Below are 23732 nucleotides of genomic sequence, written 5' to 3'. Positions count from 1 at the left end.
GCATCCGACGCCGCACGCTGATCCACCAGTGATTACGGGACAGCCCTTAGGGCTTGCAGATCATTAACACGTCGTCTTGATCTTGTTGTCCTCGCTGGTCTGTGCCTGGGCCCGGGCCTGAAGGGCGGCGAGGGCCGTTGGTGGGGTTGTCGCCGGTGGGATGGTGATGCCGTGTGCATCGAGCAGTCGCCGGTTCTTCAAGAGGGTGCGGTGCATCGCGGTGCGGCTCGTACCGAACAGCACGGCGAGGGGTTCCGCGGCCAGGGCGGCCCGTAGGTGGAGCACGGTGGCCAGGACCTGGTCGGGGAAGGCCATCCGGGGCGGGCGGCCGCGCCGGATATCCCCGTCCGGGGCCAGGGTCTCGGTGAGGTCGTTCAGTTGTTGGAGGGTCATCCCGGTCAGTGCGGGATCAGAGAGCAAGGCCTGGTTCCACTCCGGATCCGGCGTCTGCGGGGCCCGGGCCGCCGGGATCACAGGTGATGGCTGAGGGTGCAGTGCATAGTTCCAGGCGCCCTGGAACGCGTGCCGGGTCAGTGGCAGGGCGGCCATCTCCGCGTCTTTGATGCGGACTCCGGTCGGGTAGGTGTTGGTGTCGAGTTCGGCCCTCACGCGCAGTCCGGTGCGGGTGGTGGTCGCGGCGATCGGCTGAACGATGACTTCGTGGCTGGTCAGCGGGCGGCCGCTCCAGTTCATGGTGATGTGCGAGAAGAGCCGGTGCTCGATCTTGTTCCACTTCGATGTGCCCGGTGGTAGGTGGCACACGGTGATCGTCAGCCCGGTTTCAGCGGCGAGTTGAGCCAGCTTGAGCTTCCATGCCCGGGTGCGGTATCCGTTGGATCCGCCGGCGTCGGCGGTGATCAGGAGCCGTGTCGCTCGCGAGTAGGCAGCCTGGCCCTGGCCGTGCCACCAGCGGCGGATCGATGCCACTGCGAACGCGGCGGTGTCGTGATCGGTGCCGACGTTGACCCAGCCGGTGTTCGCGGTCAGATCGTAGATCCCGTAGGGGACGGCCTTGCCCAGCTGCGGATCGGCGAAATCATGGACGCTGACCGGGACAGGCTCGCCGACGGGACGCCACTGGCGGCCGCTGTTCTTGAAGTCGCCGACGAGCTCCTTCTTCTTGGTGTCCACGCTGATGACCGGCTGGCCGGCGTCCCGGTAGTTGCGGGCCTGCTCGTTGAGGTAGCGGAACTGGGCGTCCCGGTCCGGATGCTGACTGCCCTCGAGCGTCTTCGCGTTGGCCTGAAGGCTGAAGCCTTCCTCCCGCAGCAGGTCGCCCACGGTATCGGCGCTGATCCGGTGCCCGGCCCGGGCCAGCTCCGCCGCGAGCGTACGGGTCGATTTCACCGTCCACCGCAGCGGCGACATCGGGTCGCCTCTCTCGTCGGGCTCGACCAGGGCCAGTAGTGCCGGCCGCAGCCCCGGATCCAGATCGGCAACCCGTTTGCGTCCTCCGCCGGGACGCCGGACCCGCCCCAACGGCTCCTCTCCGGATTCCAGCTCGAACACACCATTGCGGACCGTCGTCTCGCTGACCTGGGCCGCCCAGGCGACAGCGCGGATGCCACCATGCCCCAGCAACCGGGCCTCGGTTCCCATCAGCAGCCGTCGCTGCCGCTCGTCCAGATGCGGGAACAACACCGCGAACTTGGCGGAGAGTTGGTTAAGGGTCTCGTCCGGGATGCGCATACCAGACCAACGAGTCCCAGATCGGGAAGCAACACCTTGATGATCTGCAATCCCTAAGGCGGAAGCGCCCTCCCAGCCCGGCGGCGGCGCGCCAGACCGGCACCCTTTCGGACGCTACCCTGCCCCACCTCACCGCACATGGAACCGTCGCGACGCGGGCTGCGGGCGGTAACACTGGGAGGGGGGTTCGTTGGTGTACGACGAGGGGGTTGGCCTGTGGTGTTGCTGGTTCGCTGAGAGGTGAAATCGGCGGTCTGGGCAACCAGATGGGGGCTTCTGATCTGGCGCTATGTGCTGTGCGTCGAGTGGGGCTGGGTGTGTTGTAGGTAGTTCTGGCGCGTAAAGGACCGATTGGTGTTTGTGCTGGTCAGGTCCTGTTGCCTGTCTGGTGGGTGGGCTTAGCGGGCGCGGGTGCGGGGGCGGTGGTGGGTTTCGGCAAGGGTGGTCGAGTCGTACCGCGTCGAAGGGGGCTTGGTGAAGCGCTCGTGCCGTCGAAGATGGCGGCTCGGCAGACGAGTCCGGTGAGGGATCCGATACGGCCTGTGGTGCGCTGGTGGAGGGAGGGGGCGTACCGGAATCCTTGCGAAGGACGGACACGCCAAGGCCCGCGCCTGGGCCGACCTGTCCCTCCAGGCCCGCGCCGGAGGCCGCCACCGCGAAGCCCCGACCATCAACCGCCCCGCCCTTCAGACCCGCCACGCCCGCCAGGACCCCCGTATCGCGGCGCTGCCTCACTCCCGGCTCGCCATTGGCCACGCCCGTCTCGGCGACCACGGCGCCTGCGCACGCGCCCTCCTCGCCGCGCAGAAGGCCCATGACCGCTTCGATACCACCGCACCTCCACCACCGTGGATGCAGACCCCCCGTGCGGGGGATCTGCCCCAGCTGGCGGGGAGGCCGAGGACTCGGTGCAGGCTGTTTCCTCGTGCCGGCCACAAGGGCTGCACACCGCTCCACGGAGCGATCGTCACTTTGCGTGCCGCTGGGGTAGTCCCGGGTGGTCACGGGTCCATGGGGCCGGCAGCGGGGGGTACTCGTCGCGGCTTCGCATCACCACCCTGAAGGTGTGGGCACAGGACACCCCGAACGGTGAACCCTTCGACATGTACGTCCAGATCCAGGTCGACCTGGGCGTGGGCCGTACGCCGCAAGGACACGGATGTGCGTCCTGAAGCCCACGTCGTTCGGGGCGGGCCTGCGGCGAACCGACCCGGATGCGGCCAATGCCACCGTCCTCATTGTGCGCATCGGCCGAAGAAGAAGTACGGGTCCCGGTTCTCTGCGGCGAACAGGTCCTTGATGATCCAACCTGGACGGCCGTGCACAGGCCGCGGCACATGAGCCTGGAAGACCGGACAGAGGTACGTGGGGGCCAGTTCGCCCTGATTGCCTGTCTGGATTCCTTTGGCCTCGTGCTGCCCATCGCGTGAGGAGTTGTCTTAGACCGCGTTTGAGATCTGCTCGTAGGACAATCGACCGGTGACGCACCCCTTGAATCGTGACCGCTCGCTTGAAGAGCTTGAACGCGACCGCTGGCCAGCCCCGACAGCCGACGACACCCGTCTTGTCTCTACCGCACACGCCTTGCGGCGTCGGCCGATCGGCGAGCTGACCGTCGAGGACAGGCGCTTGTTGATCGGGCAGGACATCGGCCTGCCCTACCTCCTGCCACTGGCAGTGGAGGTACTGCGGGAGAACCCGATGGCAGAGGGGCACATGTACGAAGGTGATCTGCTGTCTGCAGTCCTCACCAGGAACCCATCGGTCTGGGTCGAGTTCCCCGAACTCGGCAGAGAGCTTCGCGGGATGGTCTCGAAGTTGACTGGCCTGGACACTGACCTGCAGCAGAAGGTTGAGCGCTTCCTGGATCCATAGAGCACCGACGAAGGAGGTTCCCCCTCGAAGGGACGGTCGGCGCATTTTTACGTAACGTTTCGCAGGAGCGAGCGCGCGCTGGGACGCGTCGCCGGTCCGCCACGGGTGAGTCGGCGGACCATGATGCCGATCATTGCCCAGCGGATCATGGTCTCTGAGCGGGCCGGGCTGGTCTCGTAGTCACGTGCGAGGCGGCGGTGGGCAGTGAGCCATGAGAAGGTGCGCTCGATCGCCCATCTCTTGGGCTGGACCTGGAATCCGCGCTGGTCCGGGGCCTTGCGCACGATCTCCAGCTCGCGGCCGAGGATCGTGCGTGACCACTCCACGAGGCGGCCGGCGAAGCCTTGGTCCGCCCAGATCCTCTGCACGCCCGGATGGTCCAGGCGTGTCCACAGCAACGAACGCTTCGCGCCGTCGCGGTCCTGGATGTTCGCCGCGACTACGTGAACCGCCAGCAGCAGGCCCAGGGTGTCCGTGACAATGAACCGCTTGCGACCCTTCACTTTCTTACCCGCGTCGAAGCCCCGAGTGCCCGCCGGGACCGTATCGGCCGTGCGTACGGATTGTGAGTCGATCAGCCCGGCGCTCGGCTCCGCGGTACGGCCATCAGTCTCACGGACCCGGCCGCGCAACGTGTCGTGGACCCGCTCGACGGTGCCATCGTCGTGCCACCAGGTGAAGTACCAGTACACAGTGGGCCAGGGCGGGAAGTCCTTCGGCAGCTGGCGCCAAGCGCACCCGGTCTGCACCACATAGAAGATCGCGTCCACGATCCGCCGGCGTGGGTGCTTCTCCCTCCGCCCGCCCTTCGGCCCGACCCTCGCCGCCGGCAGCAACGATTCGACCAGCTCCCACTGCTCCTCCGTCAGATCCGACGGGTACCCACCCCCAGAGTCACTCACGCAAGGCTCAACGCCCCCTCCCGCACCGGGACACGACAGATCTCAAACGCGGTCTTAGAGCCAGTGCCCGCCTGCTACCTGGATGATTTGACCGGTGATCCACCGTGCCTGACGTGAGGCGAGAAAAACGCAGGCGTCCGCGATGTCGGTCGGATGTCCCACTCGGTTCATGGGAATGCTGGGGACAACCTTGTTGACGAGTTCGTCGTCCATCCAGCCAGTCTGGATCGGTCCGGGGGCGACGGCATTAACCCGGATTCGAGGCCCGAGGTCGACTGCCGCGCCCCTGGTCAGGGATTCGAGGGCTGCTTTCGACATCCCATAGGAAACCTGGTTGGGGAAGCCTCGGGCTGCGTCGGTAGAGATGTTGACGACGTTGGCAGAGTTGGCCGGAGCGTGCTCTGGTAGGCGCCTGGACAGTTCCGCGATGAGCAGGGCGGGGGCCAGAGTGTTGACGCGGAGGGTCTGCTCTATGGCGGTGTCGTCGATGGCGCTGAAGGTATCGGCGTCGTTGGCCAGCGCGGCATTGTTGATCAGTACGTCCACGGGGCCGATTTGATTCTCCACCGTGTCCATCAGCTTGGCTGCGGCTCCGGGTGTAAGGAAATCCTCTGAAATGCCGATCGCGTCAGGGAGTGAGGAGACGAAGGCAAGGGGATCGGTGGCCGCGCGTCCGTGATGTCCCCAGGCTGTCTCGCCGGGTGCGTAGTGGACTACGACGCGTGCGCCTTGTTCGGCGAAAGCTCGCGAGATGGCTGCACCGATGTTGGCTGCACCGCCGGTGACGAGAACGGTTTTCTGCGAGAGTCCTGGATCGATCATAGTCCGGCATTTTAGGTGCTGGTTCGTTCTCTCAACTCCCGGCCCGACCTGCTGGTGTAGCAGCCGAGAAGACGAGTAGCGGATGCGGGTCGAGAGGCATAGCCCTTTCGTCCATCGTGCCTGATGACTTCCGCGGGTGATTCTGCGGATCATGAGGGTGATGAGTGTCCAGGCAAGATGGGCTTCCGAGGGTTGCGGAAGGCGTTCGTATTCGCGGACGTTGCGCCGGGCTTTCATGATCCAGCCCAGGGCCCGTTCGACTTTCCAGCGCCGGGGCAGGATGACGAAGCCTTTCGGTCCGCGGGGGGCGGGACACCGTTTTGAGGGTCATGTTGAGGAAGCTGCCGGACCAGTTGATGTGCTGGCCGCCGTAGGCGGAATCGACCCATACCTGCGCGATCTGCGGTTGCATGACCCGCAGTCTCCAGAGGAGTTGTACGACTCCTCGACTGTGAACAGGTCGTCCGTCTCCCTGGGCACTGATCCTCCCCCGGTCGCATCGGTTCGATGAGCAGGGCCTTATCGCCCAGTGCGAACTGCGCCTTCGTGACCTGAGCGATCAGCTCGCGTGCTTCCGCGACGAGATCTTCGTAACGCGTCCGTGAGACGCTCCCGACCCGATCCGACATGACGTCACCGCCCTCCTGCCCCGGACCGGGCCGGCCACCGGTGGTGGCCGGCTCAACGCTGCGGGGCGCGTCGTCAACCCGTCGTACCCCTCTGCGAAAGGGCTGTGGCAGGCGGTTCACGTGCGGCGTTCGGTTATAGCGGCACCGTGACGGACTCCGGTGACGCCTTCGACCGCCAGGCCCGCGTCCGGCACCGCGAGGAGCAGAACACCGCTGATCTACGCAGTTCGACCCCGACCGTCCACCCACGACCGCACACCGGACAGTGTGCTCTTTGGCCCCGCTGGAATCTCCGTCACCCGCCGACGGGCATGCTGCACGGCTCGCCACCGTCCTGACCTGCACCTACCCGAACAGAACTCCGCTGCCGTACTCCACACTCCGGGCAAGACCGCCGCACCATCCCACCCGAGCCCATACCGCCGGCATCACGACTCCGAAGCCCTACGACCAGGGACTCCCATCAGGCTCTGAGACCAGAGCGGTCGCTCTCGTACGTGTGATGTCCCGTCGGCAGGGTACGCGCGCCCGTGCACGGGGGCTGACGGTATCTACGGAGAGGGCAGTGTCATGTCGATACCCACGGGAACAGCGGTCGCCACCGCTACCGCTACTCGTGCCGCCGGTGCTGCTGTCCCGGCGAGCCTCCCGCAGATCGACGATCCTCAGAAGGTGGCTCCGAAGGATGCGCGAGCCCTGGGGGCTCTGTTCTTCGAGCAGTTGCAGTTTCTGGAGGAGGGCACGCACGAGTATCAGTACGCGCGGAACACGTTGATCGAGATGAACCTGTCGTTGGTGCATTTCGCGGCGAAGCGGTTCCGCAACCGTGGCAGCGGTGAGATGGAGGACATCGTCCAGGTCGGGACGATCGGTCTGATCAAGGCGATCGACCGGTTCGAGCTGAGCCGCGAGGTCGAGTTCACCTCCTTCGCGATCCCCTACATCGTGGGCGAGATCAAGCGGTTCTTCCGCGATTCCACCTGGGCCGTCCACGTGCCCCGTCGACTCCAGGAACTCAGGGTCACCCTGGCCAAGGCGAAGGAAGAGCTCTCCGGCCGCCTCGACCGCGACCCCACGGTCACCGAACTCGCCGCACACCTAAACCTCGGCGAGGACGAGGTCGTTGAGGGCCTCATTGCCTCCAACGGCTACACCGCCGGCTCCCTGGACCTGCCCGTCGGCGCCGACCAGCACAGCTCCGAGACCGTCACCTACGGAGACATCAAGGGTGATCTCGACCCCGCCATGGAACTGTTCGAGGACCTCCACGCCCTGGCCCCGCTCCTGGAGGACCTCGGCGACCGGGACCGCGAGATCGTGGCCATGCGCTTCGGGCAGGAAATGACCCAGGCCCAGATCGGTGAACGTCTCGGCCTGTCCCAGATGCACGTCTCCCGGCTCCTGAACCGCCTGCTCACCCGGCTCCGCGAGAACATGCTCACCGAGCACTGACCACGGCACCGGACCCTCAGGCATTCCGGGCGGACGATCCGGTAGGAGCATGTGCAGGCCTTGCACGGCTGACTGCTCCAACCGGATTTTCACAGGGGCCGGAACCGGTTGTCAGTGTCCCCGGCGCCCTGTGCACGTTCCATTCGTACGACTGAGCGAACCCGCCTGTACGGGCGGCGTGCCCACCACTGCGGCACAGCACGGTGCGCAACGCTCTTCACCAGTCTCTCCGAACGGCCAACCCGTCCTGTGCAGCACGGGTTGGCCGTTCGGCGGGAGCGGCCGGGAATCCGCAGAAGGCTCCGTCGCCGGCGGGGAGTGTCGGCCCGGCCGTGCGGTTGGTGGCAATGGAGGGTCCCCTACTCGTTCCGGCCGGCGTTTCCCGACATCGGCCATGCTTGGACCGACTGGCTGGACTTCCTGCCCGGGCGGCGGGCCGGGCGGAGGGTGGGCTATCCCCGCCCGGCGAGCTGTCGGCCTGTCGGAGGCCGGAAGAAGCCGTAGGCGCACCTGGGTCTTGCACGTCGGGCCTTCTCTCGCAGTCAAAGAACGGTGCATTCGAAGGCTCGTACTCGACCCTGCACCGCAGGGTCACCGACGTGATCGCCTTATACCAGACACCGAACCTTTTTAGGTCCGGCCGATCCACCCAGGAGTTTCTGGGCCAGCCACCCTTCTCCATCTGATGACCGAGACGTCCAGGTCCCCGACACGAGCCGACTCGCCTCACCACAGCAGGGCGTAGCGCGAGCAGGGAATATCGCGAGCATGGCCGCTATGCCCTGCTCGCGCTCGGTGGTGGGTGAGGGCTGTCGGCTGGTGGCTGCGGGTCCCGAGAACGGTAGAGGGTCGGGCGGTGGTCAGCGCTCTGGAAGCCGCCCGACCAACCTGACACTCCCGTGGAAGGACCGGCCGGGCCAGCAGGTGGGCCTTGACCTGCCGGGGCGGCTGTCCGTCGGGTCCTCACGGTGGCCGCGTCGCCCGCCCAGCCCACGAGTCGGGGTGCATACTGTCCCGTCGCAGGAGGCGGACTCCGGCACCTGGCCACCGGCCACACAGGAGCGCTGTCCTCCGATGCGGGCCCGAGACCGCGCAGACCGTCGCGCCCGCGCCGACACCGTGGCAACCCGGCCGCCGCGCGTTTCGCTTTCCGTGACAGTGCCGTCCCGCGGGCTCTTGCCCAGCTGCTCGTGTCGGCCTCCAGACCGTGCCGAGCACGGACGGTTCGGCTGCAGTGCCCGCCCGGAGAGCGTACGCACGCCACTGCTCCTCATCATGCCCTCAGGTCCAGTTCGATGGGGTTGGTGGCGACGACGAACAATCGGTGCTTCAGCAGCCAGGCTTGCTCGCGGTCCGAGTCGGCCGCACGGTAGGCGATATGCGTGAGAGAGGGGACCACCACCCCTTGGATGAGCGTGCCGGTTGCCAGCGCCCGCACCCGGTTCCACCCCCTGCGGCCATCGAGGTCCTGGGTGAGTGCCCCGGTGTCGGCGACGGCACACCCGGTCGGCACGATCCAGCCCCGGTCCTGGGCGTACGCAGCAAGGTCGTCGAGGGTCAGGTGCGCGACTTCCTGTAGCGGCACCACGGCGTACAGAGCCACTGCGGGGCACGGCCCGATGGCCGGTGCGGCTTCGGCCGCCGGAGCGCTGCGGTTGCGTCTGGTCAGCGGATTCAGCAGTGAGTGCCAGGTGGTGCGCTTGCTCGGTAAGGGCGGCATAGGGCTCTCTCCATCGCGGTGTGCTGGGTCTGCTCCCGGACAACTGCTGTTGCCGCAGGCGGGACAGCGTGGAAACAGGTCAACTCTCGTCAGAAAAGCGGTCAGTTGAACTGCGGAAGACCGGAGGTTCTCGGGCGAGGCCGCGACGCCTCGCTTCGGTGAGGATGGCGTCGCGTCCTCGCCATTTCGCGCAGAACGTGCCGCGGGTCCGGGGCCGGGGCCGGGGTGGAGGAGTGTGTCACCCTCCCGTTCCCGTGACGAAGATACGGCGGTAGTCCCCACCGAACCCGCGAGCCAGTCCAGCTGTGGATACGATGCCTGCAGCCAGCATGCAGAAACCCGTGAAGAACCCCACAAAGGTATGGAAAGCCAACAAAGTTGGTGCGAGGCTCCACCAGCCCGCGGATACTTCGTGGCGAGTTCCGCATAGGACGAGGCCGTCAACAGAGCCAGGCCAAGGGCCACCACCAGGGGGACCCACACCGCGCCCCCGGACTTCGCTGCCACCTGTCCCACCGAGGGCTGTCGTCAAAGTGTCACGCCCACATCAGGAGTGAGGCGATGGCGACGGCGGTTCGGTAGGACTCGACGGTCTTGTCGTACCGGGTGGCGATTCCGCGCCACTGCTTGAATCGGTTGAAGCACCGTTCCACGACGTTGCGCCGCTTGTGTAGATCTGCTTGTCGAAGGTCGGCGGGCGGCCGCCTCGGCTGCCACGCCGGGCCCGGTTGCCGGCCTGGTCGGCCCTTTTCGGAATGGTGTGCGGGATGCTTCGACGCCGCAGCCACGTACGGATCGCCTTCGAGCTGTAGCCTTTGTCGCCGACGACGTGGCCGGGCCGGATACGTGGCCGTCCCGGCCCGAGCCGGGGTACACGTATCGCCTCCATCACGGCGGCGAACTGGGTGCAGTCATTGGGGTTGCCACCCGTGACCACCAGAGCGAGAGGGCGACCCAGGCCGTCGCCTGATGAATCCTGCTGGTCGGACCACCTCTGGAGCGACCGAGCGCCGGGCTGCGGTGCCTCCTTATCGGGCCCCAGCCGCGTGCTGGTGTGCCTGGACGATGCTGGAGTCGACCGACACCAGCCAGTCGAGGTCCCCGGCCGCGTCCGCCCGGGCCTGCGCGCTCTGCAGCATCCGGTCAAACGTGCCGTCCGCTGCCCAGCGGCGGAAGCGGGTATGCAGGCTGGCCCAGGATCCGGACCGCTCGGGCACGTCCCGCCAGGGCACCCCGGCCCGGAACTTCCCCACGATCCCGTTGAGCATCGTCCGGTCATCCAGCCGAGGGCTCCCCTTTGATGTCCCAGGCAGCAATGGCCGCACGAAACCTCACTCGGCAGCCGTCAGTTCATGACGACGCATCACCCGATCATGATCCACCAGCCGAGATCGTATAGACGACAGAACCTAGCAACCCGCCTCGGTACCGCTGTTCACGTACGAGTCGGTGCCGACCGAGTAGCTGGCCCCGGTGGTGAGGTCGGGGCGGCTTCCGTGACTGTCCTCAAGTGGCCGGAATCCTATGAGTACCATCATCGCCACACGCTCCCCATCGCATCGAGAGCTGAGGACCACATGACTGGAACCCTTCCCGCCCCAAGTGTCACGGACGACTATGCCCAGCGGGTCACCAAGGACTTGTCGGAGAACAGGGGCGAGCAAGAGCGCGTACGCGCTGAACTGGCGCGCCTGCAGAGCGAGCTCGCTCGGCTCGAGGACAGCGAGGTGCTCCTGACGAAGATGCAGGAGGTGCTTGGCGGTGCGCCGAAGCCACCGACGAAGAAGAGGAAGAGCAAGGCCGCCGCCGTTCCCGCAGCACGCTCCACCAGCGAGACCCCACCGGTGAAGGGGCGGAACAGCGGACGTAAGGCAGGCGCCCAGAAGAAGGCCTCGCCGAGGAAACCCGGAGAGCCGACATGGCTCGATCGCACTACCGCCTATCTCGCTGACCAGAGTGAGCCCAAGTCCGCGGCGGAAGTGACATCTGCGCTTGCCGAGGCACACCCGGAACGCACGGTACCCGCTGCCCTCGTACGCAATTCTCTGGAGCAGGGGGTTGCGCAAGGGCGGGTCGAGCGCAGCAAGCAGGGGCGGTCGGTCTTCTACTCCTCCATTGCCGCCGCGGCCCCGCAGAGCCCCGATCCCGCGCAGTCGTAGACGGCCTTCGGGCCGGGGTGGTGGCAGAGCTGAGTACCCGGAAGGGCAACAAGGGGCCTGCCAGGGGGCGTCGCTCGTAGCAACCCGACCACATCCCCGAGCGCCCCACCGTCCCGGCGAGTAGATCGACTTCACCGGTCGGCCTGCGCGGTAGCCCTTGGCACGGTCAACGGCCCCGACTGCAGCGCCCTCCTCGATCTCGGCGCCGAGGTGGGTGAGTTGAGACAGCAGGTTGCCGTTGCGGCCGGGGTGATGCCGTCGCCGAACGGGTACCGGCAGGGGCGGCATGAGGGCCAAAAGCATCAGCGACGGATCGAAGCCGGCGTCCAGGCCATCCGGCAGATGGTCGGCGACCTGGACCTCCGGACCGAACAGGGTGACCGCACGAAAGCCCTGCTGGTCATGGTGGGCGAGGCGAACTGCCCCGAGCCAGAGCCCGAGCCCGAGAAGGAGGTGAGCCGGGGACAGTCGGAGAAGATCTGTACGACGTTCCTGATCACCCGGGACGACGAACCGGCGGCAGTTGAGCTCATCCAGGGCTGGCACAGTGATCTACCGGAGTGGCCGCTCAAGAAGTGACAAGCTCCAGCAGCCCCGCCGCCACTTGGCGGTGACACCTCTGGTAAATGCGGGCGAGGCCAAGGAACTTCGCCGTCACCGCACGTAGTCCCACGGGTCGCGGTCGGTCTCCTCGCCCAAGCCCGCACAGCCCTCGTCCGCTGACCCGGCCGCTTGCAACAAGCCCTCCGGTACTCCCGTGACCTCGAACCCGCGCCTATCGGGGCCGGTGCCGGGAGTGATGTCGAACCCAAGGTCCCGCAGATCGCTCGCGAGCGCGGCCCGGCCCACTGCACCACCCTCGCGGGTCAGGGTCGGCTCGTGCAGCTCACCGTAGTGCGGACTGCGCAGCGCACCGGCACCGTCGAGCACACCGACGAGATAGGCGTGCTCGTGCAGCAGAGGTGGCGGAGGCTGTGACCAGGGCGCTGGTGTGCCAACGGCGTGGAGTGTCAATGCGGCGGCGTATCCCCGGCCGGGTTCAACGCCGTCGACCAGCGGCCGGGTCTGAACGAGGTGGTCGACACACCGGCCGGCGGCGGCCAGGACCGCTCGTTCCAGGTCCGCGCGCAGCTCGGAATTCCCCTGGGCCCATACCCAGGACACTGAATCCGGAGCGCGGAAAGCCAGGTCGTACGCATCACCGTCCGTACGAACCCGCACCCGTCTCTGTACGTGCCGCCCGGCTATCGCCGCTTTGAGGCAGTGGGCCGTCACCTCGCCTCCCGGCCGAAGCCCCAGGGGCTCCAGCGCGTCGGCCGAGCCGGCCCAAAGGGCGTGCTGCCTCTGATCCGGCGGGTCCTGCGCCCGTGTGAATGCCGCCGGGAATACCGAAGGCTCCACGACACGGTCGGCTTCGTGTCCTGCCACGTCGAGCACGCGGATCGTCAGCATGCGACATCCTTTCGCCGGTTAGGAAGCGGTCAATGTTATCGAACACGCTGAACGTGTTGGGGGTGGCTGCCGATTTCGCCGCATCACCTCGCCCAGTCAAAGGCGTCGTCGAGGCCGACGACACCCCTTCCTTACCGAGCGGTTGAAAGATGACGAGTGCAGCACGTACGCACCTCGCCCGCGGTCCACCAGCCACCTCGGTCAGGTCGCCGAACGCCCGGCGGATGCAGAGTGGAGAACACGCCCCGCCGCTTCCGCGGCCGTCTCGGCGTCCGTGGTGGTTCCGTGGTTTCGTCTCACTTCCCGGCATGCCTGGCCGTCACGGCCACCGGGCCTTGAGATCCGGTACATCCGGCCCCACACGGCCGTGTCCCAGCCGGGGTCCGCCGCTGTATGCGATGGCGCGACCGACCGGCGCGTCACCGCGTGCGGCGACGCGACCAAGTGAGTTGAGCTGCGAGCCTTGTGTTCGGCGATCTTGGTCGGCAAGGTGTCCGGGGTGCTTGCTGATCTTGTTTCTGACGATCTGTGGGAGCGGGCGGCCTCACTGCTGCCACCCGCTCCCGAGCGACGTCACCACTATCCCGGACGGCTGCGCGTTCCTGACCGAGTGGCACTCGCCGCCGTCCTGTTCGTGCTGCGGACAGGTGTCGCGTGGCGTGATGTTCCCGCGGAGACGGGGGGATCACGTCGGCCCCTCACCCGTCGACCGCGCCCGCCCCGGCTCCAAGCACCACCTGATCGTCGACCGACACGGACCCCCCCTCGCCGTCACCCTCACCGGTGGCAACCGGGGACGACGTCACCCAGCTCCTGCCGCTACTCGACGCCGTCCCGCCGGTCCGGGGTCTGCGGGGACGCTGACCGGACCATCCGTCGAGGCGTCAAAGAATGGGCTGAGCAGGGGATATCCGCAGTGGTGCACGTTCTCCCGCTGGAAGCGTACGACCGGATGATCGGCCTGGAACTGTCCGAGATATCCGCGGGCGATGGCATCATCAAGGCGCCATGTGGCGACCAGAGAGCGGGCCGGTCCCCGGTGGGCCGCTGGAAGCAGGGCCTGAAACGCTCGGTCGCCACTGACGCCCGAGGCGTCCCTCTCGGCTTGGTCGCGGCGGGGGCCACCGCCACGATTCGCCCCTGCTCGGACCGACTTTCCATGCAGCCCTGGACCAGGTCGGGCCACTGCCGGACGCGGTGAATGTCAACCTCGACCGGGGCTATGACAGCAACGCGTCCCGCGCTCTGCTTCGGGAGCCGGGCTTCACCGCTGAGATCGCCCGCAAGGGCGTGCCCGCCCCGATCCAGGTCGGCAAGCGGTAGGCCGTGGAGCGAACGCACTCGTGGATGAGCAGCTACGGCAAGTTACGACGCTGCACCGAGAAGAACAGCACCGTCGACGAGTTCTACCTCCACCTGGCTGCAGCACTCGTCACTCTCCGCATGCTGATCCGCCACGCCACCCACTACCGCTGGGATCGGCATCCCACGACACGCCGCCTCAATTGATTCATTTGCTGGTCGGCCTTAGGCGCAGGGGCCTGCTGGGTCAGGCCTGTTCGCCGCCAGCGCTTTGACGACCCCGTTGGACCGGCGCAGCCCCGTAGGCGCGCTGCCCAGTCCGCCTGGCTCGCATCTGGGGGCCAGAGGTGCGGCCTGAGCGCACTCCCTGATTCACGCGGGGGCGCACGCCTCCGTACTCCTATTGGGTGACCATTTCGGGGCACCGTCTGCGACAAGATCGAGATCGGTGATCTTGCCCCACACGAGCATCTCCCGCTGGTGCCGTCGGCCGGAATTCCGCGATCCGCTCAGTACGAGGTAGCCGGATTTCAGGGTCGTCCCGCGGAGCCTGGCGGGATTCCAGCGGGAACCCGTGTGTGCGCAAGCCACACCTATTTCACGTAGTCAGAGCGACGAAACGAGGAGTACTGACATGGCGTTGACATCGGCAACGGTCGCGGCTGAGTTGGAGGCTGCGAGCAAGGTCGGGGATCCTGCGGCTGACACGCTCGTCTCGGATCTCCTTGAGAGCGGGGAGGTCGACGGGGTCAACGCGCTGTTCCGGACGATCGGAACGCTCAAGCCCGACACGGATATGTCGCGGCTTCCCGATCGGCTGGCTCAATTCCTGCGGGAGGCAGCCGCCCCGCCGCCGGACTGGAGCGAGGCAGACGTCAAGGCCGCCGAGGGCTTCTTCGGCCACCACCACGGCACCGTGTCGATGCTGCAGGGCACCGTCGGCCTCATCGGCACCTACCTCGCACCCACCGGGGCGTTCACCCTGCGCTCCACCGGCCGCCTGGGAGGTGTCGAGGGACCGGGCCGACGGTTGTCCCAATCCTCCCGGCTGTTCCTCGACATGGGTAACAAGAACGCCATGCGCGACGGGACCCTGTCCGCCACCGTGACAAAGGTGCGCCTCGTGCACGCCTCGGTCAGGCAACTGCACAAGCGGAGCGGCCAGTGGGACTACGACAAGTGGGGCGAGCCGGTCTCCCAGAAGTACACCACCGGCGCCGCCTGCGTTTTCAGCACCCAGATTCTCCAGGGCATGAGGAACCTCGGCATCGATGTCTCCGCCGACGACGCCCGCGGCTTCATCTGCGCCTGGCACTACGTCAACCACTACCTTGGATCGCCGGAGAAATGGCAGCTTCCCAAGGACGCCGACGAGACCGAGCGGCTGTGGAACCAGGAGCGGGACAAGGAATGGAAGAAGACCGACGACGGAGTCTTCATGACCGCCCAGGCCATCAAGTTCTACCGCGACCTCCTCAAGCCCGGAGCCAGTGACGCCTACATCGCGCTGACCCGCGTCGCGCTCACCGACAAGTACGCCGACATGGCCGGCTTGCCCAAGAGCCCCCTCGACCTCGCGGGCAAACCGCTCGCCGCAGGCCACAGCCTCGTCAGCGGAACGGCCGGCGGCCTCTTCGGCGGAGCCGCCCAGCGGACCGTCGGCGTCAACCCCTACAAGGACCTCCTGGGAGTCGCCTCCAAGGCCTTCAACGAGATCGAGAAGTACGCACTGACCCACGACCAGGACGACCAGCCCCAGATGCACCAGGAACTCAACGACAACCGCTGAAACCCGGCCCCACCGCCCCAACGGAACTGCCAAGCGCACGTGAACACCGTGCGCTTGGCGCCTGCGGCTCCTCACCCGGTTCCGGGGCGGAGATATCTGAACACCCAACCCAGCTCAACACGCTGAACTCGACGGAGAAATCGTCGTTGACGGCCACGCCCAGCACGTCCAGGAACAGGACCTGGGAGGAGGGCCAGGTACGCGCGATCGTGGACCTCCCGGCGCCGGAGGCGCCGATGAGGACCACCAGGCTGTGCTCGGGCATCTCCTAATAGACGAGCTCGGTCATGCGGATCGCCTTTGAAGACAGGGGCGCCGGGCAGCGCGGATCAGGGCGCTGCCCGGCGTGATGGGGGAGTGGGACGGCAGCGTCGTGCAGCGCCCTCAGCGGACGATCATGTGGTGGGGGTGGCCGTTCTTCATGTGGTCCACGCACTGCGGACCTGCGTGCGCTCGCCGCGGGGCGGGCTCATCGCCCTCTCGTTCGTCATGTCAGCGGGCTCCGGGGCGGGTGGTGAGCCAGGTGGTGACGGCGGCCGCGCCGATCCCGACAGTGCGGTGGAGCACCGCATCGAGCTCCATCCACGCGGTGCCCGGCCCGTTCACCTCGCGGGCGAGTGTGCCCTCGTCGTCCATGCGGACCGTCTGGCAGTGCTCGATGTAGCCGGCCTTTCCGGTCCTCTTCGCCAGCCACAGCCACAGCCACAGCAGCAGCAGCGCACGCGGTCGATCGCGGCGGGCGTACCGGCGTTGATGGCCGATCCGGCGAGCAGGGCTGCCGGGGTGACCCGGTAGCCGAGCGCCCGGGTGATCGCGATGGTCGCCCCGAGCTGCGTGGCGGTGTACGAGGCGACGTGGCGGGCGACGGCTCGCCGGCCGAGGGTGCTGGTGGTCATGGCCGGGCGGGTGGAGTTCGGAGTTGCGGGGGTGCCGTCGGTGTGGACCAGGTCCTCGCCGTACAGCCGCTTCCGCGCGGCGGTCTTCGAGGCCTGGGCCCAGTGGTCACAGTCGGGATGCAGCTCGCCGAACGTGGCCAGAAAGGTGACGAAGAGGGCCAGGCGCTCGATCGTGTGGCGGTGGGGCATGCTGGTGGGTCTCCTGATCTCGAAATTGCGGGCGAAATGAGGTTGGGTGGCCGGCCCTTTGCCGATGCGCGGCCACCCGGCAGCCCTCGCTCCGGCCCCGTGCGGCCGGGGCGAGGGCTGTGTCCGTTCGTCGGGTCACGGCCGGCTCAGACCGTCGGGCGCTCGCGCAGTACGGGCCGCCGGTGTCGCCGCTGTGCACCGCGCGCCCGCCGGCGGAGCGCAGTTCCCGGAGGAGCTCCAGGAGGTCGTTCTCGTCGTCGAGGAGCGAGGGGACGTAGCTGTGGCCGCAGTCGCAGGGCATGAGCAAGGTGAGGACGTCGCGGTAGTCGGCGAGGCCGGGAATGGTGTGGTGGAGCCACAGCCCGCCGTCGGGGTGGGCCGCCCCGACGGGCTACAGGCCATGGCCACGCAGGGCCGGGAAACCGGTCAACCCGTCGTGGTCGATCGCCCGACCCAGCGTGTTCGGGTAGGCGGTGTAGACGTGGTCGGCGGCCGCGGTCGCCGCCATGTCGCGCTCTTCGTCCTGGATGATGCGGGAGGTCTGCTGTGCGGCGGTGGTGATGTCGAACAGCAGCGCCAGCGGGAGCCGGCGGCGGGCGTGCGAGGGTCTCGGTCATCGTGTGCTGCTCCTTCGATAAGTGGTTGTTCAGGCGGCGAGCCGGTGCGTGACCGGCGTGGTCGTGGACGTAGGCGCCGGGGGTGGGTTCGTATCCCTGGGCGCAGGGGTCGCAGGAGCCCACGGTGCGTAGGGGGAGGCAGTAGTAGTACCGGCGCGAGCATCAGGAGCAGGTGCTTCGGGCGGCCATCGCGCGCTCCAGCGCCAGTTCCTGAGCGAGCGTCGGGACGCGCTTCTGGCGTGCCAGGTCGATGCGGATGGCATTGTCCACGAGATCGGGTTCTGGCTCACTTTCCGTGGATCACCATGCTGAGTGACGTTCGTCGGGCGGGCGGGTTTCTGGGAAGCTGCCTGAAAATGATCCGTCGCCAATGCTGCGTGGCTGACAGTTCGGCCCGTGGAAGAAGCAGTGCTCCAATTGGAGGAGTTACTGTTCCCGTCGATCGCGGACGTGGCTGTGCTGTCGGTCGACGGGAACGACGAGGCGGTACGCATCAAGGCCAAGAGCCCGGTGGCCGGGTCCGATCGCCTCTGCTGTGGAGGCTGGTCGCGGCGAATTCACAGCTCCTGCCTGCGGTTTCCCGCTGATGTGCCCAGCGGTGGCGGACGGGTCGTCCTCTGCCTGTGTGTCCGCAGGTTCCTCTGCCCGGTCGTCTCGTGCGGGCGCCGGACCTTCGTCGAGTAGATGCCGGGGTTGACTCGTCGATACGTTGGAGAAGTTCAAAGACCCGTCCGGCTCGCCCTGGCCAAGGGACACCGCTTCGCCGACCGAACCCGAGCCAACCAGGCGACTGTCCACGAACTGCTGACCGCCGGACTCAGCCGGAGGGCGATTGGCCGCCAACTCCGCATGATCTCTCGTACCGTCAAACTCTTCGCCGACGCATCCACCCCGGAGGACCTCTTCCGCGGGCAGTGGCAGGGCCGGCCGTCCAAGCTGGACGCGTTAAAGCCCTCTGGATGATCGCTGGAACCAAGACTGCACGAACGCCTGGACCGTGGGGGAGGAGATCGTGCCGCTCGGCTATCAGGGCGGCTACCAGAGGGTTCGCGCCTACTTCCGGGAGAAGCGGACCTCTCCCAACCCGATCACAGCCCGGCCACCATCACCTCGCGTCGTCGCCGGCTGGATTCTCCGGCGCCCCGAGACCCTCTCAGAGACCGACGACCCTCGGCTCAAGGCCGTCTTGGTCCACTGCCCCGAACTCGACGCCCGCACCACTCACGTCCGGTCCTTCGCCCAGATGCTCACCGAGTGCCAAAGCGAAAGGCTGGCGGAGTGGATCGACGCCGTCCGGCACGACGACCTCCCCAACCTCCACACCCTGGCCGCAGGCATCGAACGTGACCGTGATGCCGTCATCGCCGGGCTCACCCTGCCCTGGAAATCCGGCGTCGTCGAAGGACACGCCAACCGGATCAAGACGCTCAAACGCCAGAAGCTCGGCCGCGCCGGCTTCGCTCTCCTGAGGAAGAGGGTTCCTCTGGCCAGTTGACCACAGCCACCCATAAGGTGATGGGGACGAGAGAAGATGCACCATGGATCCCCGCATACCCCGCCTGCGTCGCAAGCTGGCCGCGATCCCGTTCCAACCCCTGCGCAGCCACTCCTTCGGAGAAGAGCAACACAAGTTCCGCCTCGGTCCGAAGCTGGCAGAAGCACGCGTCACTGAGTTCGAGGCCGAGCACGACCTCGCCCTGCCCGACGCCTACCGGCAGTTCCTCACACTCGTCGGCGGCTCAGGCGCGGCGCCGTTCTACGGCATCCTGCCGCTGGAGCAGTGTTCCCTGCTGGTCATGAACCCGCGTGAGGAACCGGGGACACCCCGCGGATTCGACGACGCAGAACCCGGGGGTCAGGGACGCGACCTTTTTCTCCACGTCATCGAAATGGGCTGCACCGACGTATGCGTCATCGCGGTAACCGGTCCCCTCACCGGCCGCGTCCTCATCGGCAACAGCGACGGGTTCTGTGCGTCGATCTGCATGACCAGCACCATCACCGCTCACAACGATCCACAGCAGCGGCAGGCAGACACCTGAGGGAGCGTCAATTCCGATCGTCGGACAACAAGGCGTACGCGGTCTCGCGCGAGCCTGCCTCCCCGCAATCGAACGCCGTGGTCACGCTCCGCAACGACTCCCCAAGATCTGTGCCAGAACCCACAACTCGTGAACAAAGCCAATGCGGAGCAGGTAGCCCCGGGCGGGGTGGCGGCAGGACCAGTTCGGGCGGGTGGGGCACAGGCGGCACCGCAGGATCGCGACCGGGTCCCGGTTATCGGCCGCCGTCGATAAACTGGTGCGAGGCCTGGTCGTGTAGTTGGCCCACTGGCGGCAGCCGATCGGCGAGCTGGGCCGCGCGCACACCACGGCAACTGAAGGCCGACCGCTACCCGGCTGGCCCACCGACGCCGACCGCACCGAGAACATGTGGGTGGCGCCAGGCCCGCACCGCGCGGCTCGAGGCCGTCGCACGCCACCACCACGCTCACATGCTCGCCGCCAACGCCGAGCTCGGCGATGAACCGGAGCTCCTAACCACCCGGAACGGGCGCTTCGGGGGCGCGGCCATCCCAGAAGGCTGCGCGGTCAGCGCCGGCCGCCGCCGATCCGGCGGTCGTCGGCCAGTCCGGTCAGCGGGCCGAACTCCCGGGCGAGCTCGTTCCACGTCAGAACCTCGCCACAGCGGGCAGGGAACTCCTTCGGGGCGAACTCGGGCATGGTCCAGGTGCCAGTGCCCCGGTCCCGCAGCCACAGGTCCCCGTCACCGTCGACCACAGTCGGCGGGACCGGTACGGGCTCGGCCTGATCGGTGGGCTCCCAGGTGACCCGGCCCGGGTGGGAAACGCGGCGCAGCTCGGTGGTGGCCAGCCGCGCGGCCAGGTCACGGGTGGACTCTTCGGCGTCCTTGACCGACGCCAGTCGGAATGCGTCGTCAAGTACGGGCAGGGCTGGATTCTTGCTGCGCTTTGAACTCATACGCTGACTACCTCCGGTAGGGGGCGTCACATCCGTTGTGGCGCCCCGCAGAGGAACACGGTATCCGAGGCAGGGGCCGGGCCGGCTACGACCAATGTGTCCAGGTGGAGGCACACCGGGCGGTGGGGCTGGGCGGTGAGCTGGTCCTGGACCTGGTGCAACCCGTCGTGGCAGCGCTCAGGTATGGCGGTCCGTGTGGTTATGACTTTCCAAAGGGCCACCCAAGCACAGCTGGTGCCCCTTCGCTCACCCCGCCGCCTGCCCAAGGGTCTGTCTGGCCGTTCCAGGCCGCGTGACCCCGACGGAGAGGTGCCCTGCCCGGCAGAGGCAATGTGACCTCGCTGAGTTACCGATGCTTCCGGAAGCGGTGGACGTGCTCGGTGTCGTTCGGCTCACCTCCACGCGAGCGGAGGTGAGCCGAACGACTGATCGTGCCCTCGGGCGGATCGGCAAGCGCGCGACGGAACCCCTCCCGCTATTGGTCCAGACCAAATATGGTGTGGCTGGATTCCTCCCCCGATCGCCCTCCTCCGAGGAGATACCGGTGTTCACCCGACGCGCAGCGCTCACCGTCGCCCTCGCGGCCCTCGGCTCCGGCGCACTGCCGACCGCCGCCGCCGCTCTCCCTAGCTCCCCGGCCACCACCCCGCCGGTCACGCGCGCCGTGCTGCCGCGTCCCACCGGCAGGCACTCCGTCTCCACCCGCTCCCTGCCGCTCACCGATCTCGGGCGCACTGACCCGTTCGGCTCGCGTCCCGGCCCCCGCAGGCTCATGGTGCAGCTCTGGTACCCCGCCGGCTCCCGGGCTCCCTCGCCCCACCGCCGTAACCCCGTCGCCCCCTACACCGACCCGGGCACCGCCGCGGCGCTGGAGGGTGACTGGGGAATGCGGCCGGGCGTGCTGAAGGACGTCGGCACGCACGCCCGTTCCGGAGGCCGCCCGGCCCCCGGGACCCGTTCGGCCGTTGTGCTGAGCCACGGACGCGGCGCCTCGCGCATCCTCACCAGCGGCCTGGCCGAGGAACTCGCCTCCCACGGTCACCTCGTCGCGGCCGTCGACCACACCTACGATGCCGCCGCCGTCCGCTTCCCCGACGGCCGCTTGGTGCTCGGCGCCCTGCCGGCCGAACCGGAGGACTGGGATGCCCAGGACCAGTTGGAAGTCGCCGTGCGCGCCGCGGACCTGCGCTGCGTCGCGGATGCGCTGTGCCGTCGCACCCGCCCCCTCGCCGGGGTCGCCGTCCGGCGCATCGGACTGCTCGGCCACTCCCTGGGGGGTGCGGCCGCAGCCGAGGCCATGCGGACCGACCGCCGCTTCGTCGCCGGGCTCGACCTGGACGGCGGCCTGTTCGGCACCACGGTGGCCGCGACCGGGCTCGACCGGCCCTTCCTGCTGCTGACCTCCTCACCGGACCACGAGACATGGGCGCGGTGGCGGGACCACCATCGAAGTTGGGGCCGTCACTTGCATCTGGCGGGCGGCGGCCACCTCTCGGCCACCGATGTGCCCGCCCTCGCGGCCGCCGCCGGGCTCCGGGAGCGGTGGCCCGAGCCGCTGTTCAGCGACTACCTCGGCACGATCGCACCGCACCGCGCAGCGACGGTCACCCGCGCCTGTGCCACCGCTTTCTTCGACCGGTTCCTGATCGGGCTCCACCGACCGCTGCTCGACGCCCCCACCCACCGCTATCCCGAACTCCGGTTCCTCTGGGCGCAGGAAGCGTGAACCGGCCGGGAGGCCGTGTCCAGGAGCACAGCTCCGGGGCTTGAAGGGGCGCGAGGGGATTCCTGGCCGATCCCGGTCGGCGGGTCGCGCTCGGATGCCGTCGTCGCCGAACGGGAGGAAGGCACCACCTGGGTCCAGCCGGCCGACGCTGTCGGCATCAGCAAGCAGGCCGCCCACGAGCGCTGGACTGTAACCGTGAGCACCTGGGCCGCCAACAGCCGAGCCGTGTACCCGTCGGACAATGAGGACTCCGTCCTGACAGCCGCCCACGGGCTGGACCGGCTGCACGCTGACCGACATTCCGGTTACCGTCGGGACGGGGTCATTTCCGGCCTGGACGCCGTGCGTTTCCCGGGCGGCCTCGGCGGCCGCCGAGGCCGCCCGCCGGGAACGCGCTGCTGGCGCCGCTCCAAGAGCAGCTCGCCCCCTGGACGACGAACTGCGACTGTTCTCCGAAGGAGGCGCCCGCCCGGATGCCCGCCCGGATGCCCGCGCGGCGGTGCCGGTGCGGCAGGCCGATCTGGACGACGAGACCGCCGCGCTGTACGAGGAACTCACCGGTGCCGAGCCGCAACTTGCCGAGGAGCACCGCTACAGCGCCGAGCGCGCCCGTGCCCACGCCGCGGCTGAGCGGGAGTACGCCGAACCGCTCGCCACCCGGGCTCCGCCGACGTCGGCCGCTGCAGCGCGGGGTGCTCGGCCTGCTCGGCACTCACGCCGGCGGCGCGGGCGTGCATCATCGCCGACCTCTCGTCACCACCGAGGTCATGGCAGGCCTTGGCCACGTGCCAGGACAGCAACGTGGCCAGGATGTGTGCGGCGGGGGATGCGAAGGGTGTCCTTCGCGCTGGGCGTACTGGGCGACCGCGGCAATGCCCCGCCAGCACACATCCTGGCCCCCATCCGGGCCGGGGCGCTCTCGGTCCGGGCTTGAGCCCGAGTGCTTCCAGGTGTGTGTGCTGCTCGGGGTCCCGCGACGCCCGTGCAGGTCGCCACCTTTCTGCCGCGGATCATCGAGGAGGTAGTACGGCGCATCCAGGCCGGCCTGAACGCTGAGGGCGCAAAGATCGCCTTGGTGGGCGACGGCGGCGCTCCGCCTGGGGTCGAGGGCTGCGTCACCCCAGCGTGACCGACGTGTACAACCGCGTGTTCAATTCGAATCAGCAGAAGAGCGATGACCTTTTGCCCATGGACACGGGCCGGACTGGCGGTTGGTGAGCTGGCGCAAGGCACGGAAGAGGGGGAGGGATTCGGTGATCTGGCCGATGGGGCCGATGGCGTCGCGCAGGGCGACAGTGCCGAAGGCTGCGTCCTCGATCAGCGGGGCGGTGGGTGTGGGTGTGGTCGATGACCTTGTTCCGCTTGATGGTCCAGGCATAGGCGGCCGGTAAGAAACGGCTCTTGTCGGCAGGCCCTCAATAATTGGTCTGTACCTATCGGGGCAGAAGAGCGGCATGAGCGACAACATCATCTCGATAGCGGTCGAACTGCACGGCGGACCAGTGGATGGGCCACCTCCGTGACCCTCACGG

The 23732-nt window shown here is 67.9% G+C and carries 17 protein-coding genes and 4 pseudogenes; 10 read left to right on the top strand and 11 right to left on the bottom strand.

Translation table 11 applies throughout. The annotated features are described in order from the left end of the window. Window positions 1-63: 63 nt before the first annotated feature. Window positions 64-1689, bottom strand: coding sequence for an ISAzo13 family transposase (locus OG245_RS00855; RefSeq protein ID WP_371621604.1), 1626 nt, complete (start codon window positions 1687-1689; stop codon window positions 64-66). A gap of 1479 nt (window positions 1690-3168) precedes the next feature. On the opposite strand from OG245_RS00855, the gene OG245_RS00850 reads away from it, so the two are divergent. Then, window positions 3169-3564, top strand: coding sequence for a contact-dependent growth inhibition system immunity protein (locus OG245_RS00850; RefSeq protein WP_371621603.1), 396 nt, complete (start codon window positions 3169-3171; stop codon window positions 3562-3564). Between the two features lie 47 nt (window positions 3565-3611). On the opposite strand, the gene OG245_RS00845 is transcribed toward OG245_RS00850, so the two are convergent. Next, window positions 3612-4466, bottom strand: coding sequence for an IS5 family transposase (locus OG245_RS00845; RefSeq protein ID WP_371621602.1), 855 nt, complete (start codon window positions 4464-4466; stop codon window positions 3612-3614). A 54-nt stretch (window positions 4467-4520) separates the two neighbouring features. Next, window positions 4521-5288, bottom strand: a complete 768-nt coding sequence (locus tag OG245_RS00840; protein ID WP_371621601.1) for an SDR family NAD(P)-dependent oxidoreductase — start codon at window positions 5286-5288, stop codon at window positions 4521-4523. A gap of 1199 nt (window positions 5289-6487) precedes the next feature. Here OG245_RS00840 and OG245_RS00835 point away from each other — a divergent pair. Further along, window positions 6488-7369 (top strand): SigB/SigF/SigG family RNA polymerase sigma factor, encoded by an 882-nt coding sequence (locus tag OG245_RS00835; protein ID WP_371621600.1) that lies wholly within the window; start codon window positions 6488-6490, stop codon window positions 7367-7369. A 1273-nt stretch (window positions 7370-8642) separates the two neighbouring features. Here OG245_RS00835 and OG245_RS00830 read toward each other — a convergent pair. The 3 genes and pseudogenes from OG245_RS00830 to OG245_RS00820 form a co-directional block, all read right to left on the bottom strand. After that, the gene (locus tag OG245_RS00830) at window positions 8643-9089 is read right to left on the bottom strand and encodes a hypothetical protein (RefSeq protein WP_371621599.1); all 447 of its coding nucleotides are present in this window, start codon (window positions 9087-9089) and stop codon (window positions 8643-8645) included. 253 nt (window positions 9090-9342) lie between these two features. Beyond that, window positions 9343-9605: pseudogene (locus OG245_RS00825) on the bottom strand (amino acid permease); the annotation flags it as partial. Between the two features lie 20 nt (window positions 9606-9625). Then, window positions 9626-10414, bottom strand: a pseudogene (locus OG245_RS00820) (IS5 family transposase). Window positions 10415-10666: 252 nt separating this feature from the next. Between OG245_RS00820 and OG245_RS00815 the strand changes: the two are divergent. Beyond that, on the top strand, window positions 10667-11248 hold the full coding sequence (locus tag OG245_RS00815) for a hypothetical protein (protein WP_371621598.1): 582 nt from the start codon (window positions 10667-10669) through the stop codon (window positions 11246-11248). Window positions 11249-11467: 219 nt separating this feature from the next. Continuing rightward, window positions 11468-11827, top strand: coding sequence for a hypothetical protein (locus OG245_RS00810; RefSeq protein WP_371621597.1), 360 nt, complete (start codon window positions 11468-11470; stop codon window positions 11825-11827). Window positions 11828-11902: 75 nt separating this feature from the next. Here the strand turns inward: OG245_RS00810 and OG245_RS00805 are convergent, their stop codons facing one another. Then, window positions 11903-12700 (bottom strand): relaxase domain-containing protein, encoded by a 798-nt coding sequence (locus OG245_RS00805; RefSeq protein WP_371621596.1) that lies wholly within the window; start codon window positions 12698-12700, stop codon window positions 11903-11905. A gap of 499 nt (window positions 12701-13199) precedes the next feature. On the opposite strand from OG245_RS00805, the pseudogene OG245_RS00800 reads away from it, so the two are divergent. The 3 genes and pseudogenes from OG245_RS00800 to OG245_RS00790 form a co-directional block, all read left to right on the top strand. Next, a pseudogene (locus tag OG245_RS00800) lies at window positions 13200-13561 on the top strand (transposase); the annotation flags it as partial. Beyond that, a pseudogene (locus OG245_RS00795) lies at window positions 13554-14209 on the top strand (transposase); the annotation flags it as partial. The pseudogenes OG245_RS00800 and OG245_RS00795, both read left to right, overlap by 8 nt. Before the next feature lie 427 nt (window positions 14210-14636). After that, window positions 14637-15791: an oxygenase MpaB family protein gene (locus OG245_RS00790; RefSeq protein WP_371621595.1), complete on the top strand. Its 1155-nt coding sequence runs from the start codon at window positions 14637-14639 to the stop codon at window positions 15789-15791. Window positions 15792-16283: 492 nt separating this feature from the next. Here OG245_RS00790 and OG245_RS00785 read toward each other — a convergent pair whose 3' ends face one another. Together OG245_RS00785 and OG245_RS00780 are read right to left on the bottom strand one after the other, a co-directional pair. Then, window positions 16284-16427, bottom strand: a complete 144-nt coding sequence (locus tag OG245_RS00785; protein WP_371621594.1) for a hypothetical protein — start codon at window positions 16425-16427, stop codon at window positions 16284-16286. Beyond that, a complete protein-coding gene (locus OG245_RS00780) occupies window positions 16394-16876 on the bottom strand; it encodes a hypothetical protein (RefSeq protein WP_371621593.1) in 483 nt (160 codons plus the stop codon). Before OG245_RS00780 ends, OG245_RS00785 begins: the two co-directional genes overlap by 34 nt. A 1614-nt stretch (window positions 16877-18490) precedes the next feature. Between OG245_RS00780 and OG245_RS00775 the strand changes: the two genes are divergently transcribed. Next, on the top strand, window positions 18491-18988 hold the full coding sequence (locus OG245_RS00775; protein ID WP_371621592.1) for a transposase: 498 nt from the start codon (window positions 18491-18493) through the stop codon (window positions 18986-18988). 43 nt (window positions 18989-19031) lie between these two features. Further along, window positions 19032-19535, top strand: a complete 504-nt coding sequence (locus OG245_RS00770) for an SMI1/KNR4 family protein (RefSeq protein WP_371621591.1) — start codon at window positions 19032-19034, stop codon at window positions 19533-19535. 549 nt (window positions 19536-20084) lie between these two features. Here OG245_RS00770 and OG245_RS00765 read toward each other — a convergent pair. Beyond that, window positions 20085-20474, bottom strand: coding sequence for a hypothetical protein (locus OG245_RS00765; protein WP_371621590.1), 390 nt, complete (start codon window positions 20472-20474; stop codon window positions 20085-20087). Window positions 20475-21018: 544 nt separating this feature from the next. On the opposite strand from OG245_RS00765, the gene OG245_RS00760 reads away from it, so the two are divergent. Further along, a complete protein-coding gene (locus tag OG245_RS00760; RefSeq protein WP_371621589.1) occupies window positions 21019-22200 on the top strand; it encodes an alpha/beta hydrolase family protein in 1182 nt (393 codons plus the stop codon). Between the two features lie 322 nt (window positions 22201-22522). On the opposite strand, the gene OG245_RS00755 is transcribed toward OG245_RS00760, so the two are convergent. Then, window positions 22523-22819: a hypothetical protein gene (locus OG245_RS00755; protein WP_371621588.1), complete on the bottom strand. Its 297-nt coding sequence runs from the start codon at window positions 22817-22819 to the stop codon at window positions 22523-22525. Window positions 22820-23732: the final 913 nt, after the last annotated feature.

Origin of the sequence: Streptomyces sp. NBC_01116, assembly GCF_041435495.1 — a bacterium.
Taxonomy (GTDB): domain Bacteria; phylum Actinomycetota; class Actinomycetes; order Streptomycetales; family Streptomycetaceae; genus Streptomyces.
Note: the sequence above shows the minus strand (reverse complement) of the source record. Positions and strands in the feature narration are given on the sequence as shown.